Here is a 15,792-nt window from a genome sequence, read left to right as displayed (position 1 = left end):
AGACTTTCTTAGAGGCACGGCAATGCCGTGTTTTTACCCGCTTACTTTACTCCAAACATATTTACGGCAAACTTCGCAAGCGGCTTTTGCTTCCTCAGTTTGCGGATTGGTGAAGATGGGATGGTAACGCAACCTGTTGCAACAGACTTGCAACCATGCACGCCAACCACCCCGCCACAACCGCACAGTGCCGTCACCACCACCACTGACAATGGTCTGCCCATCTTGGCTAATGGCGACAGACCAGACAGCACCCCCATGACCACGGAATGGTTCAGCTAAGAAAAGACCTTGGAAATTCCACAACCGCACCATGCCGTCAGTACCACCACTGACAATGGTCTGCCCATCTTGGCTAATGGCGACAGAAGAGACAGTACCCTCATGACCACGGAATGGTTCAGCTAAGGGAAGACCTTGGAAGTTCCACAACCGCACCGTGCCGTCAGTACCGCTACTGACAATCGTCTGCCCATCTTGGCTAATGGCAACAGAAGAGACAGTACCCTCATGACCACGGAATGGTTCAGCTAAGAGAAGACCTTGGAAATTCCACAACCGCACCGTGCCGTCAGTACTGCCACTGACAATGGTCTGCCCATCTTGGCTAATGGCGACAGACCAGACAGCACCCTCATGACCACGGAATGGTTCAGCTAAGGGAAGACCTTGGAGGTTCCACAACTGCACCGTACAGTCAAAACCGCCACTGACAATCGTCTGCCCATCTTGGCTAATGGTCACAGAATTAACATAATCTTTATGACCACGGAATGGTTCAGTTAAGGGAAGACCTTGGAAGTTCCACAACCGCACCGTGCCGTCACGACCACCACTGACAATTGTCTGCCCATCGCCGCTAACGGCAACAGAATTGACATAATCCTCATGACCACGGAATGGTTCAGCTAAGGGAAGACCTTGGCGGTTCCACAATCGCACCGTACCGTCACGACCACCACTGACAATTGTCTGCCCATCTTGGCTAATGGTCACAGAATTGACATAATCCTCATGACCACGGAATGGTTCAGTTAAGCGAAGACCTTGGAAGTTCCACAACCGCACCGTGCCGTCACGACCACCACTGACAACTGTCTGCCCATCGCCGCTAACGGCAACAGAATTGACATAATACTCATGACCACGGAATGGTTCTGTTAAGCGAAGACCTTGGCGGTTCCACAACCGCATCATGCCGTCACGACCGCCACTGACAATCGTCTCCCCATCGCCGCTAACGGCAACAGAATTGACATAATCCTCATGACCACGGAATGGTTTAGCCAAGGGAAGACCTTGGCGGTTCCACAATCGCACGATGCCGTATTCACCGCCACTGACAATCGTCTGCCCATCGCCGCTGATGGCAACAGAACAGACCCAACCCTTATGACCACCGAATGATTCAGTTAAGGGAAGACCTTGGCAGTTCCACAACCGCATCATGCCGTTACGACAGCCACTGACAATCGTCTGCCCATCGCCGCTAACGGCAACAGAAGTGATATCATTCTTAAAAAAATCATGGAATGGTTCAGTTAAGGGAAGACCTTGACGGTTCCACAACCGCACTGTGCCGTCATCACCGCCACTGACAATCGTCTGCCCATCGGCGCTGATGGCGACAGAATTGACAACACCCTCATGACCACGCAATGGTTCAGCCAAGGTCTTTCCTTGGCTGAACCATAACCACAACATGCCATCACCGCCACTGACAATCGTCTGCCCATCGCCGCTGATAGCGACAGAATGGACAACACCCTCATGGCCACGCAATGGTTCAGCTAAGGGAAGACCTTGACGGTTCCACAACCGCACGGTACCGTCACGACCGCCACTGACAATCGTCTGCCCATCGCCGCTAACGGCAACAGAATTGACATAATACTCATGAATACGGAAAGGAATGAAGACTATTACTTTATTCATCACCCGAATCAAACTGTTCTGAACTGGTCCGAGAATCTGCTGGGGTAGTTTCTCCAGATTCTCACCCATAGCTTGAATTGCCAAAACTAGACTTTCTAGGGGTTGGACTGTCAATAAATTCTCTACCCTCGTAGCTTTCTGTCGCAATTGTGATTCAGTGAGTGCCCTTTCCAGTTTGGCAATGCGGTCTTTTTCATCGGCATCGCTGCGCTGGTAAAAATCCTCATCTTCTTGGGGTGATTGTAAATGAGGCTGCAATTGTTGCCAGGTATCCCTCACTTCCGCCAGCAGTCCCCCTTGCATTAAATATTTGTCATCCTGCCTTTTGTTCACCCATTCTCGCCGCGTATCTTCTAACTGATCGCTCAACCGCCGCAAATCTCGGTCTTGTTGTCGCCACCAAGCAAACTGCTGCCAACCTTCAATTAAAGCTTCATGGGCTAAATCAATCCAGGCTTCTCCTTTTTCATCTTTCCCTGTAACTAACAAGCGTCCCTTAACTAATCCCGCTTCCCCATCTAGTAACTCACTAAGTTGTTGCTGCTGATTGGCGTCATCACCTGCAATATTTAATAGTGTGGCTTTTGGTTGGCGCTGTCGGGTGTCTTTTTCCGCCTCTCCCGTTCGCACTAAGCGCAGAAAAATTCGCTCAATCCATTCTTTTTCCTGCTGAGTGCGTTCTTGGGTTGGGGATTCCTCCTCATAATTTTGGTAAAGATAAACATTTTCTGCATGGAGATTCAACGCCCCTGTTAATTCTCCCAACTTTTCATATTCTTCTAGGGTAAGTTGATGTTTGTTGCGATCGCGTTTGTCCCAGAGTTTGGTTAAAGCAAACTCCAACAGAGGCAAAAACCCTGGTTCTTGTTTCACATCTTCAAAAATCTTCAGTACTAGCCGTTCTTCAACACTATGACCTTGAAGTTTGGCTGGTTCGGCGATCGTCTCCTTTAAATCAACTCCGGTTAAAGGTGGCATATAAACAGCCTGGGTTTGAATTAGCTGAGTCAGGGAGGGATATTGCAAACAGGGTTCGAGAAAATCCGCTCGCATGGTAATCACAACTGCTAACCGCGAATCGGTAATCTCTACTACCTGAGTCAGTAAGTCAATAAATCTCTGCTTTTCTTGCTGACTAGCACCGCCAGTAAATACTTCCTCAAACTGATCCACTACCAATAAAAGTTTTACTGAACTAGGGAAATTTTCGAGAATTGCAGATAAATTATTCTGCTCATTGTCAATTAAATCTTTCAGTTGCTTCTCTCTTCTAGCCCCTGGAAAAAATTGTTGAAAAGCTCCACGCAACTTAATTAAAGGTTCAAATCCGGGTTTAATTGGTTCTAAGACTTGCCACTCACTATCATCTAATTGTGGAATCAAACCCGCCCGCACTACTGAAGATTTGCCACTCCCGGAAGCGCCAATGATGGGGACAAATTTAGCCAAGTCGAGTTTCTGTTGAATATGGTTAACTACTTTTTGACGACCAAAAAAGAATTTTGCGTGTTGCTTGTCAAAAGCTTCTAAGCCCCGATAGGGACATTCGTCAAGTACTTGTGTAATAACTACTAATTTCTTGGGTGGATACGAAACCAAGGGAATTGACCTACCACCGCCCATGTAAATAGGTTCTTGTCCACTCTGCTTGAGTTCTCGTGAAATGAAGCCGATCAAGTCATTGACATTAATTTCCCCGGTAGCTTCATCAGCTTTATTCTCAGCAAGTCCTTTGAGAATTGCTTTGGTGAAAATCCCGCCTTCTGCATCTTCACGCGCTCTTTCAAAGTCACGACAGGCAGTAATTAGGCAGTAGTTTTGTTTGCTGTTGAAAACGGAGAAACCAGACTTGATAAAACTCTTCTCTAGAAAAGACCCCGCATAGCAGCAATCCAGCAGTACTACTAAGCTGCTGAGTTGAGATTTAGCAATTAAAGTGTAGAGATCATCAAAGGCGATCGCATTCTGTCCATCTACCTTATTACAATCCGAAGTTGCCAAAAAGCCTTTCGATTCACCTGTGAGGCTGAGTGCTTCAAAGCCATGTCCAGCAAAATAAATCAGTGCCTCACTACCTTTGTCCTTCTCCAGTAGAAACGTTCTCAGTGTTTGACCGAGTTCTTTACCAGTTAACTTTTTATCCAGTGTGACTTGCCAGCGATTTTCACTCTCGATTAGCTTACCCGGTAACGGCTGAACATCAAACCGACCACGTTCACGCAGAAGGTGTGCTATTTTTTCTGCATCGTTGACAGCTTTTGGTAAGTTTGTCAAATTGTCATACTTAGCAATGCCAATCACCAGGGCATATCGAGGCATAGCATCTAATCAGGCATCAGTTTTTACATAATATTACAAGAGTAACAACTCAAACATTAACTGAGGCTACTAATGTCACAAGTGCAACGCCTGATTGTCAAAGAAGATGATCGAGAGTACGAAATATATGTGGAATCAAACACAGCCGAGGAGGTTCCAGAAGAAGAGGAACCAGGATACCGTGATGGTTTACCTACGGTTAATATGAAAGAATTTCAAAACAAAGTTCGTGATTATGCCAAGTTAGCGGTTGGGGCATTCAAGAATTTACCTGACGCTGAAGAGGTAACAGTTAAATTTGGCATCAAGCTGGGTGGTAAAACTGGGATTCCCTTTTTAACTGAGGGTTCGGCTGAGAGTAACTTTGAGATTGAGGTTAAGTATAACTTGGCGCAGAAAAAACCATAACTCTACGCCCTAAACTCACTATGATTCACTCTTGGATCTCGGACGTTGCTGTTCAAAGCACGAAGTTTCGAGTTCAAAGGGTAAGCGATCGCCTTTGGATCTCGGACGTTGCTGTTCATAGCTTCAAGTTTCGTGTTCTTATCTCGAACTTCCATGTTCTGAGGTTGAAGCTTCGAGTTCAGAACTCGGAACGCCGAGCAATTTACTCCAACATCCGAGTTCTGAGCTTCAACATTGCACCTAAGAAGTGCAATTGTCGAGCTATTTTCTACAACGCTGCGGCTTGAGGCTTGGATTTGCGAGATTTACGGGCGAACCTTTGCCCCATTTCCTCAACTACTCCATCTAAACCAGCGCCTTGTCCGCTAGCTTTGGCATAGTTATACACCTGCAACGCGGCTGCATAAGCTTCACTACCCACTGCTGTAGATGTATCATCTAGCAACTCTTGTAATTGCGACAAAGACAGCAGTACCGGATACAAAGCTTCAAATAATTGTACGTCTTTCCGCATCTCATCGAGGTCAAACGATCGCGGCAAAAACTCTGGGTTCTGTGTCGCTACCTCCAATGCTTTACTGACAAAGGCGCGGCTTTTATCTCCCATCTTGGGTAAAGCTTTCCGCTCCTCGTTACTTAAATCAATCAAAAATGGTAGTTTCTCTTTAATTGTAGCGATCGCTTGCAACACAGCATCTCTATCTGATTGCGCTAGTGTTGCACTAATTGAGGTTGTGGACATAGAAATTAGTCTCCAGTATGTTGCTTAATTTTAGAGTGCCCACATATACCAGTTAAATTTAAATAACACCAATAAAAATTCCAAGGTCAAAAGGTGAGCTTTGTCAAAGTGCGGGTTACGCCTAAACTTTTCACTCACCATAATTTACCCTTGGATCTCGGCTGTTGCAGTTGTGAACATAAAGTTCCGAGTTTTGAGCATGAACTTCCAAGTTCTAAAGGAGAAAACTGGAGTTCTGAGCCTAAATGGAGAAGATAATAAGTCTCTTTTTTGTGTTCCCCTTTCTTTACTTACTGCCTTTGTAGCCGTTTGCAATTAAGTCGAGTACAAACCTTCTTAGAGGCACAGCAATGCCTTGTTTTTAACCGCTTACTTTACTCCAAACATATTTTTGGCAGGTTTCGCAGGCGGCTTTTGCTTCCTCTGTTTGCGGATTGGTGAAGACGGGATGGTAACGTAACCTGTCACAACAAACTTGCAACCATGCACGCCAGTCACCGCGCCACAACCGTACAGTACCATCTTCACCGCCACTAACAATCGTCTGCCCATCGGTGCTAATGGCGACAGAATAAACCCAACCCTGATGACCGCGTAAAGGTTCAGCCAAGGGAAGACCTTGCAGGTTCCACAACCGCACAGTGCCGTCATCACCGCCGCTAACAATCGTCTGCCTATCGGTGCTAATGGCGACAGAATAGACCCAACCTTTATGACCGCGCAAAGGTTCAGCTAAAGCAAGACCTTGGTAATTCCACAAACGCACAGTGCCATCACCACCGCCACTAACAATCGTCTGCCCATCGGCGCTAATGGCAACAGAATTGACAAAACCCTGATGACCGCGCAAAGGTTCAGCTAAGGCAAGACCTTGACGATTCCACAACCGCACAGTACCGTCATCACCGCCACTAACAATCGTCTGCCCATCGGCACTGATGGCGACAGAATTGACATAACCCTGATGACCGCGCAAAGGTTCAGCTAAAGGAAGACCTTGCAGATTCCACAAACGCACCGTGCCGTCACTACCACCACTGACAATCGTCTGCCCATCGGCGCTAATGGCGACAGAATAGACCCAACCCTTATGACCGCGCAAAGGTTTTGTGGAAGGAAAACCTTGGTGGTTCCACAACCGCACCATACCGTCAGTACCGCCACTGACAATCGTCTGACCATTGGTACTGATAGCAACAGAATAGACCCAACCCTTATGACCGCGCAAAGGTTTTGCGGAAGGAAGACCTTGGTGGTTCCAAAACCGTACTGTTCCGTCAGTACTACCACTAACAATCGTCTGTCCATTGGTACTGATAGCAACAGACCTAACATTGCCTTCGTGACCGCGCAAAGGTTCAGTTAAGGGAAGACCTTGGCGATTCCATAACCGCACAGTGCCGCCATCACTGCCACTGACAATCGTCTGCCCATCGGCACTGATGGCGACAGAATTGACATTACCCTGATGACCGCGCAAAGGTTCAGCCAAGGAAAGACCTTGGCGATTCCACAGCCGCACCGTACCATCAGCACCGCCACTGACAATATTCTGTCCATTGGCGCTGATGGCGACAGACCTCACATTACTCTCATGACCATACAAAGGTTCAGCCAAGAGAAGACCTTGGGAATTCCACAACCGCACCATACCGTCAGCACCACCACTGACAATCGTCTGCCCATCAGCACTGATGGCGACAGAAGAGACATCATTTTTATGTCCACGCAATGGTTTAGCTAAGGGAAGACCTTGGCGGTTCCACAACCGCACCGTGCCATCAGCACCACCACTGACAATTGTCTGACCATCAGCGCTGATGGTGACAGAAGATACATTACCCCGATGACCGCGCAAAGGTTCAGCTAAGGAAAGACCTTGGTAATTCCACAACCTCACTGTGCCATCAGCACCGCCACTGACAATCATCTGCCCATCAGCACTGATGGCGACAGAATTAACATTACCCTGATGACCGCGCAAAGGTTCAGCTAAGGAAAGACCTTGGTAATTCCACAACCGCACCGTACCATCAGCACCGCAACTGACAATCGTTTGCCCATCAGCACTGATGGCGACAGAAGAGACATTACCCTCACGATCGCGCAAAGGTTCAGCTAAGGGAAGACCTTGGTAATTCCACAACCGTACAGTGCCGTCAGTACCACTACTAACAATCGTCTGCCCATCAGCGCTAATAGCGACAGAAGAGACATTCCCCTCATGACCGCAGAAGGGAATCGAGACTCTTGCTTTATTCACCACCCGATTTAAACTGTTTTGAACTGATGCAAGAATCTGCTGGGGTAGTTTTTCTTGATTCTCCCCCATAGCTTGAATTGCCAAAACTAGACTATCTAGGGGTTGTAAGGGCAATAAATCGTCTACTCTAGCCGCTTTTTCTCGCAACTGGGATTCAGTAAGCGCCCTTTCCATCTCGGCAATCCGGTCTTTGTCATCGGCATCGCTGCGCTGGTAAAAATCTTCATCTTGTTGGGGTGATTGCAAATCGGGCTGCAATTGTTGCCAGCTATCCCTCACTTGGGCCAGCAATCCCTTTTGGATTAAATATTTGTCATCCGGCCTTTCGTTCAACCATTCCCGTCGCGTATTTTCTAATGTTTCGTTTAACGGTCGCAAGTCTCGGTCTTGTTGTCGCCACTGGGCAAACTGCTGCCAACTTTCAATTAAAGCTTCATGGGCTAAATTAATCCAGACTTCTCCTTTTTCATCTTTCTCAGAAACTAATAAGCGTCCCTTAAGCAATCCTGCTTCACCATCTAGCAACTCACTAAGTTGTTGCCGTTGATTGGCATCATCACCTGCAACATTTAATAATGTGGCTTTTGCTTGGCGCTGTCGGGTATCCTTTTCTCCCTCTCCTATTCGCACTAACCGCAGAAAAATCTGCTTCATCCATTCTTTTTCTTGCTGACTGCGTTCTTGAGTTGGATATTCTTTCTCATAATCTTGGTAGTGATAAACATTTTCTGCATGGAGATTTAACACCGCAGTTAATCCTCCCAAGTTCTCATACTCTTCTTGGGTGAGTTGATGTTTCTTTTGCTCGCGTTTCTCCCAGAGTTTAGTTAAGGCAAACTCTAACAATGGCAAACTCCCTGGTTCTTGTTGAAGATTTTGGAGAATTTTTAATGCTCCTGCTTCTTCAACACTATGAACCTGAAGCTGGGCAGGTTTGGCGATCGTCTCCTTGAAATCAACTCCAGTTAAAGGCGGTATAACAACTACTGGGGTTTGAATCAGGTGAGTCAGAGAAGGATTATCTAAACAGGATTGAAGAAAATCACCTCGCATAGTAATTACAACTGCTAACCGCGAATCATGAATTTCTACTACCCCAGTTAGTAGTTCAATAAATCTCTGCCGTTCTTCCTTATCTATACAAACTGTAAATACTTTCTCAAATTCATCTACCACCAGCAAAAATTTTTCTGTGCTGGCCAAAGCTTCTGCATCATCAATAGGTTTAGTCAGGCTGCCGAAACTGTTGTCATTCTGAGCAATTTCAACCACAAGGGCGTATTGTATCATCTTGTTTTGTTAAAACTATTGAGAAAATTACCTCTGTGCTTTAAAATACCCAAATTAACGAGTTATTTACCCACTAGAGTTAAAAACTCTAGATTTAAAGTTCAAGTAGCAGTTGAGTAACACGCAGTAGAAGCACAATATTAAAGTCTTAGTGACTGGGATAAGCTCTATACTTTGTAGTTCAGTAGTAATTACGTGAGCAATGTCTAAGAGGTTGTTTGAAAAGTGGTTAGCTGTGATTTTCAGCACATCTTGATCCCCCCTAGCCCCCCTTAAAAAGGGGGGAAAACTTCTTAAAGTCCCCCTTTTTAAGGGGGATTTAGGGGGATCTAAAACTTTTTGCTACCAACAACAGGACTTTTCAAACATCCTCTAAGGGTGGGCTACGACCAGTTAGAAAATTTCAGCTTAAATTGACACCAACGGGCATTACCGTGCTACTACCTTGAGAAAAATCTCACATCGCGCTAGTCTTCATTGACGTAACTGCACGCTGTAACATTAGGCGATGACAAATCAACTCTCTCTAAAAATTCCCTCTTGCACTTGGAGCCGGTCCATCGGCTTAGGTTGGGATAAACCTTATACAGTCCGCTATGCAAGTAATATTGATGATGGCCCTTGGCATGGTATGCCTTTAGGCGGCTTTGGTGCAGGTTGCATCGGCCGTTCTTCACGGGGAGACTTTAACCTGTGGCACATCGACGGTGGTGAACATACCTTCAAAAACATTCCGGCTTGTCAGTTCAGTGTGTTTGAATCCAATAGCACATCTTCCCAAGCCTACGCTTTATCTACCCAAGCGCCCGATGATGGCACTCTCAAAGCGTGGCAATGGTATCCGACATCTCCCGACACAGAGGGAACGGGCGATTATCACGCGCTATATCCACGTAGCTGGTTTGTATATAAAAATATATTTCAAGCACAGTTGACTTGTGAGCAATTTTCCCCAATCTGGGCAGGTAATTACCAAGAAACTAGCTACCCTGTGGCAATATTCGTCTGGAATGCTCATAATCCCACAGATGCACCGATTACTCTCAGCATTATGCTGACTTGGCAAAATGTAGTGGGCTGGTTTACAAATGCTCTCAAATCTCCCGAAGTGCAGGTACGCGATGATGGTAGTCCGGTTTACGAATACCAACCGCGCTGGGGCGAAAGTCAAGGAAACTACAACCAGATAGTTGAAAATACACAACAGTTTGGCTGTGTTTTAGGTCGGGTTGGTAGTAATGAACCTTTGCAAGAAGGTGACGGAACTTGGTGTATTGCGACGCTGAAACATCCCCAAGTGGAAGTATTTCATCATAGCCGCTGGAATCCTGAAGGTACGGGTGATGAGGTATGGCAAAGCTTTGCCCAAGATGGCTCTTTGCCCAATTATGTTGATACTACTCCAGCAACAGAGAATACACAAATCGGGGCTGCGATCGCAATCCGTTTCACTCTCCAACCAGGCGAAACTCTCGAAATTCCCTTTGTCGTCGCTTGGGATTTGCCCATCACAGAATTTGCGGCTGGGGTTAATTATTACCGCAGATATACAGACTTTTTTGGTAAAAATGGAAACAACGCTTGGGCGATCGCATCGACTGCGTTACAAGAATACCAAACCTGGCGATCGCAAATTCAAAGTTGGCAAAAACCCATTCTCGACCGGGAAGATTTACCCAACTGGTTTAAAATGGCTCTATTTAATGAGCTTTATGACCTCACTAGCGGCGGTACTCTCTGGAGTGCAGCATCAGAACTTGACCCCATCGGTCAGTTTGCGGTGCTGGAGTGCCTAGATTACCGTTGGTATGAAAGTCTAGATGTGCGGTTGTATGGCTCTTTTGCCCTGCTGATGCTGTTTCCAGAACTAGAAAAATCGGTGATTCGGGCATTTGCACGGGCGATTCCTAAAGGTGACGATACACCACGAATAATTGGCTATTACATGACAATTAAGGCCGAAAGCCCGATTGCAGTTCGCAAAGTTGCAGGTGCAACACCCCACGATTTAGGCGCACCGAACGAACACGTTTGGGAGAAAACCAACTACACCAGCTATCAAGACTGTAATTTATGGAAAGATTTAGGTAGTGATTTTGTTTTGCAAGTATACCGTGATTTTTTGCTCACGGGTGCTGACGATGTGGAATTCCTGGCAGATTGCTGGAATGCGATCGTTCAAACCCTCGACTACCTGAAAACTTTTGACCTCGACGGCGATGGGATTCCTGAAAATTCTGGCGCACCCGATCAAACCTTTGATGATTGGCGATTACAAGGTGTCAGCGCCTATTGTGGGGGGTTGTGGTTAGCGGCGTTAGAAGCTGCGATCGCAATCAGCGATATTTTATTAACTCACAACCTTGGCGATATTGGCGTCTTGGCGGTTCAAAAATCCACTTATGAAACTTGGTTACAACAATCTCTTCCTATTTACCAAGAAAAACTTTGGAATGGGGAATATTACCGACTGGATAGTAAAAGTGGTTCCGATGTGGTAATGGCAGATCAATTATGCGGACAATTCTACGCCCATCTGCTGGACTTACCTGATATTGTACCGAGCGATCGCGCCCTATCTGCCCTAAAAACAGTTTATGACGCTTGCTTTTTGAAATTCTGTAATGGTGAGTTTGGTGCTGCTAATGGTGTTCGTCGTGATGGTTCACCAGAAAATCCCAAAGCTACTCATCCCTTAGAAGTTTGGACGGGGATAAACTTTGGGCTGGCGGCTTTTCTCGTGCAGATGGGAATGAAAGATGAAGCCTTGAGGTTGACGCAAGCTGTGGTGCAGCAAATTTATGAAAATGGTCTGCAATTTCGCACGCCAGAAGCTATCACCGCAACTGGTACTTTCCGTGCTAGCACTTACCTGCGGCCAATGGCAATTTGGGGGATTTACTTAGTTATTAATTGATTGACTATCAAAGCGGTTCTCGTTTTGATGCAACACATGTAGCTGTCATGGGTGTCAACTTAAGCTGAAATCTTCTGAATGTATAAGTTTTACCCCCAGCGCCTCTCTCAAAACTAGCAGAAGGAAGCGAATTCTCCAGTTCCCCTTCTCCCAATATGGGAGAAGGGGTTAGGGGATGAGGGCAAGCAACCCTTAGAACCTTTACTCTTAAATAACTTCTACCTTAAGTTGACACCTATGACAGATGTGCGTCCCTAGCAAATTTAACCTGTCTTCATTTGAGAAAGCAGACTTTAGGTTTGCGATTTTATTTTCCGAGTATTTCCGGAAGCGAAGGAAAATTTCAGTAATGGTAAGAGTTGAAGCATTGAGAATTTAAGACTACTGTTTCAAAAAATGCAAATATTACTAGCTTTAGCTATAAATATTGCTAATGCTTCCCAGACTACGTTCACAATCAAAAACTAGGTTATGACGTGCCTATTCCTTTACTCAACAGCAAAGTTAATCAAATTGTGGCGCTGCGTGTTTGGCAGTGATTTAGCCAACACTGCTGCATACGCTTAAACCCTTACAATTTGCGTAACTTAACGCCAGTAAATTTTACAGGTGCATTTCACCAGCCTTTAGTAGAAGCAGTCCAAACTTCAGGAAGTGAAGCGCTATCAGTTTCTTCCGCGTCTAGTAAGTTGGACTCATATTATAACCCTTGGATAGCTCATTGTCAAATAATTCATTGCCTAGTTGTCTGGAGAGATAAAGGCGATCGCATATTGATACCACCATTTAGCTCAATTGCCACTACATTTGTAATCTCAATTCTATAAATCTGTTAAATATTCATATCATATAGAACTTTTTGCTAAATCAACTTAAGAATATTCTGTGTTAATTAGCTTTATATCTATTCTTAAATTCTCTAATATTGTACAGACTTAGACTGCGACACTTGTTGAGTCAATTTATCCATTTGCGGATCTTTTTGTTGACTCAATTAATGCTTGTTATAACTATCTATTTATATTATCCCTAACCAGTAATTTTCTTTGACAACTGGTCTATTTTATAATGACTGACTACTCGTTATGAAATAGTTGACAGCGATTATATTTAGATACGCTAAAGCTGTAGTCTTTGCAAACCAATAAAGACAAGTCTAATAAGTATCATTGTCTAACCGAACTTATTGGAAAATAAGCTCAATCTTATTGCTATGAAAGGTTTTATTCGCTATCGGCTAATATTTTTACAAGTTGTTTTACATTCTATTTAATGGTATTGTTTTTTAGTTACTCGACAATAATAAAGGTTTTAAAATGATATCGGGTGAGGGGTAAGACCCCCTCAAGAATTAGCAAAAGAGGACAAAACTAAAAGCTGCACAATACACAAGTAAGTATAGGAATATATTCAGTAAATTTGACCTATAAATACACTAGATTAGTAGATGACAGCAACGACAAAAAATAGTATAAATAGGAATGGTGTTGTTGACGCTCAAAGACAAATATATTTTCTCTCTTAGTCTAAAAAAATATGCAAACTTCCCGGAAATTGCCTAATCCAACAGTAGTAAGAAATATAAGCGTGTGAACCAAGAAAATTTATTTACTTATGGATTTTTATCCCTTGTAAACATCAAACACCGCTCCACTGCTGATAATTTGCCACAAGCAATTCAAGATTTGCAAAAAGGCTAGTGCAGTTTGTACACCTCAATTGAAACATCAACAATCGCAGAGAAGAAAATAGTTTACTTCACCCAAAATAACTAAACACTATGATGAATCAAGACCTTGCTGGTATTAGTAGTAACTTAGATAAGACAGTGAAAGCTCAACAATTTGACAAAGTAGTTGAAGCAATTCTTGCTGGAAAGTATTCCTGGGCATGTGTTTTAATGCTGCGATTTGGTGGTTATAATCCTCTGCATTACATTCCATATCGCACCTACAATCGATTGCTCAAAGAGAACTCTCAAGCCGATAGGACAAAACAACAGCAAAGTGAAAATCTAAAAATGCTGAAACACACTCATAATTCCCAGTCTGATAATAATGTTTCATCAAGCTGCTTCAGCAAAATTAAAGACGTAGCTTATCTAGAAGTAGTTAGAAAGCAAAAAGCAGAAATCCGTGCTGGTAGTTTAGACCAGAGATTGACACAGCAAATTAACGAACATCAATCAAGCAAATCGCCATTAAAACCAGAAAATGTTCAAGACATTTCCTTGAAATCCTGTGGATTCAATTAAAAAGTATTTGGAATCAATAGATTCTGGTCTAAAGTTGATTGATTATCTGAAAGCCTGTTATGCTAATTGGAAATTTATAGCATGACAGGTTTTCTATAGCAGTCATGAATTTGATAATATTTTGCAAAAATCTGCCAAAATGGCAAATATATACTAATGATATTGGTAAACTAATAACAACTACAACCTAAACCAAAATAGAGGTGATTTGGCAAGCAAGTTAATTTAAAAAATAAAATCAACGATTAGTTCTAACTATGAAATAAATCAAACTGATTACCAAAGTAGTCAGTATTTCATGGAGTAAATAACTCCTAGACCAAGACCAATAATCCAACTGTTACTACTGGTGGTTCTTTTTCTGAGGAAGTCTGAGCAAAGAGAATTTGGCGAGGTGGATTCCCCCAATCCAAATTTTACACAGCTTTCACTGACTGCAGACAGTGCGAGTAATGCTAATAAAACTTTCTATCCTGTGGTTGATGTTGCTTTAGTTAATAAAGCAAACGCTTAACATCAATTCTAGGAACGGAAATAGAAAAGTTACGGTGAAATTGTTGTCCTTGGCTGGTAGAACTAGTAGCTCATACGCTTCTCTTTCGACTATTGTAATCCTAGTCCTCCCAACCTGGATTATCTTTGGTTTCTAAACTTTCAATTTATGTAGCAACTACTGGAAGGTTCAAAACTTGAATAGCTTCCAGTTTTTTATCTATATATAAAAATAAATAAGGTAGGCAATTTGCCCACCTTATTTTTTGTAAATACTAAACATCGGGTGAAATTAATCTAGAATCCTTGTAGAGACGTAGCACGGCTACGTCTCTACATTCTTTTTCACTTCCATGTTTAATGATTGATTAATTCAAAAATGAATTAGACCTTGGCTAATTCTGGAGTAGGACTCTTGCTATTGCGAATTGCTGTAATAGCCTCAGCATAATCTTTTGCGTTAAACACAGCTGAACCGGCGACGATCGCATTGGCTCCCGCTTCCAAAACTTGCCAAGTATTATTTGCCTTCAGTCCCCCATCCACTTCAATCCAGGGGTCAAGACCGCGTTCATCACACATTTGGCGCAGCTTGCGGATTTTGGGTAATACACCAGGGATAAAGCTTTGACCACCAAAACCAGGGTTGACGCTCATAATTAGTACTAAATCGCACAAATCTAGAACATATTCAATTAGCTCTAGAGGGGTACCAGGATTAAGTACAACACCAGCTTTCTTACCAAGCTCTTTTATTTGCCCCAAGGTGCGGTGTAGGTGTGGGGAAGCGTTATGCTCGCAGTGTACGGAGATAATATCAGCACCCGCCTTAGCAAATCCCTCTACATACTTTTCTGGCTCCACAATCATCAAATGGACATCCAGAGGCTTGGTTGTAATCGGACGAATCGCCTCCACAATCAGAGGACCTATCGTAATATTAGGTACAAAACGACCGTCCATGACATCAACATGAATCCAATCCGCTCCAGCTGCATCTACGGCACGAATTTCGTCACCCAGGCGACTAAAATCGGCTGATAGGATAGATGGAGAAATTACAATGGGCTTTTGAGATAGGTTTTGGGTCATGGCTAGTGGATTTTTAAGCGTCCTCGTCTGTACGCATTGTAACAAAACATTGAACAAGACTCATAATTTTGATCCCGGTT

Annotated in this window: 7 protein-coding genes; 3 read left to right on the top strand and 4 right to left on the bottom strand. The window is 44.0% G+C overall.

The window, feature by feature from the left end:
• Window positions 1-33: 33 nt before the first annotated feature.
• A complete protein-coding gene (locus tag V7K84_RS27980; RefSeq protein WP_334842969.1) occupies window positions 34-4,254 on the bottom strand; it encodes an nSTAND1 domain-containing NTPase in 4,221 nt (1,406 codons plus the stop codon).
• Between the two features lie 72 nt (window positions 4,255-4,326).
• Here V7K84_RS27980 and V7K84_RS27975 point away from each other — a divergent pair, with 72 nt between their 5' ends.
• Window positions 4,327-4,662: a CU044_2847 family protein gene (locus V7K84_RS27975; protein ID WP_334842968.1), complete on the top strand. Its 336-nt coding sequence runs from the start codon at window positions 4,327-4,329 to the stop codon at window positions 4,660-4,662.
• 268 nt (window positions 4,663-4,930) lie between these two features.
• Here V7K84_RS27975 and V7K84_RS27970 read toward each other — a convergent pair whose 3' ends face one another.
• Window positions 4,931-5,404, bottom strand: a complete 474-nt coding sequence (locus V7K84_RS27970; protein ID WP_334842967.1) for a hypothetical protein — start codon at window positions 5,402-5,404, stop codon at window positions 4,931-4,933.
• 361 nt (window positions 5,405-5,765) lie between these two features.
• A complete protein-coding gene (locus V7K84_RS27965; protein WP_334842966.1) occupies window positions 5,766-8,957 on the bottom strand; it encodes a WD40 repeat domain-containing protein in 3,192 nt (1,063 codons plus the stop codon).
• 508 nt (window positions 8,958-9,465) lie between these two features.
• Here V7K84_RS27965 and V7K84_RS27960 point away from each other — a divergent pair.
• Window positions 9,466-11,874, top strand: a complete 2,409-nt coding sequence (locus V7K84_RS27960) for a GH116 family glycosyl hydrolase (RefSeq protein ID WP_334842965.1) — start codon at window positions 9,466-9,468, stop codon at window positions 11,872-11,874.
• Between the two features lie 1,783 nt (window positions 11,875-13,657).
• The gene (locus V7K84_RS27955) at window positions 13,658-14,128 is read left to right on the top strand and encodes a HetP family heterocyst commitment protein (RefSeq protein WP_334843040.1); all 471 of its coding nucleotides are present in this window, start codon (window positions 13,658-13,660) and stop codon (window positions 14,126-14,128) included.
• An 876-nt stretch (window positions 14,129-15,004) separates the two neighbouring features.
• Here V7K84_RS27955 and rpe read toward each other — a convergent pair.
• The gene (gene rpe / locus V7K84_RS27950) at window positions 15,005-15,712 is read right to left on the bottom strand and encodes a ribulose-phosphate 3-epimerase (protein WP_094349276.1); all 708 of its coding nucleotides are present in this window, start codon (window positions 15,710-15,712) and stop codon (window positions 15,005-15,007) included.
• Window positions 15,713-15,792 lie beyond the last annotated feature (80 nt).

Origin of the sequence: Nostoc sp., assembly GCF_036917315.1 — a bacterium.
Classification (GTDB): domain Bacteria; phylum Cyanobacteriota; class Cyanobacteriia; order Cyanobacteriales; family Nostocaceae; genus Nostoc.
The sequence above is the reverse complement of the archived record's forward strand: the minus strand, read 5'-3'. Positions and strand labels throughout refer to the sequence as shown.

Coding starts and splice junctions, on each gene's coding strand:
- V7K84_RS27980 (WP_334842969.1), bottom strand. CDS start 4,254: ATGCCTCGATATGCCCTGGTGATTGGCATTGCTAAGTATGACAATTTG.
- V7K84_RS27975 (WP_334842968.1), top strand. CDS start 4,327: ATGTCACAAGTGCAACGCCTGATTGTCAAAGAAGATGATCGAGAGTAC.
- V7K84_RS27970 (WP_334842967.1), bottom strand. CDS start 5,404: ATGTCCACAACCTCAATTAGTGCAACACTAGCGCAATCAGATAGAGAT.
- V7K84_RS27965 (WP_334842966.1), bottom strand. CDS start 8,957: ATGATACAATACGCCCTTGTGGTTGAAATTGCTCAGAATGACAACAGT.
- V7K84_RS27960 (WP_334842965.1), top strand. CDS start 9,466: ATGACAAATCAACTCTCTCTAAAAATTCCCTCTTGCACTTGGAGCCGG.
- V7K84_RS27955 (WP_334843040.1), top strand. CDS start 13,658: ATGAATCAAGACCTTGCTGGTATTAGTAGTAACTTAGATAAGACAGTG.
- rpe (WP_094349276.1), bottom strand. CDS start 15,712: ATGACCCAAAACCTATCTCAAAAGCCCATTGTAATTTCTCCATCTATC.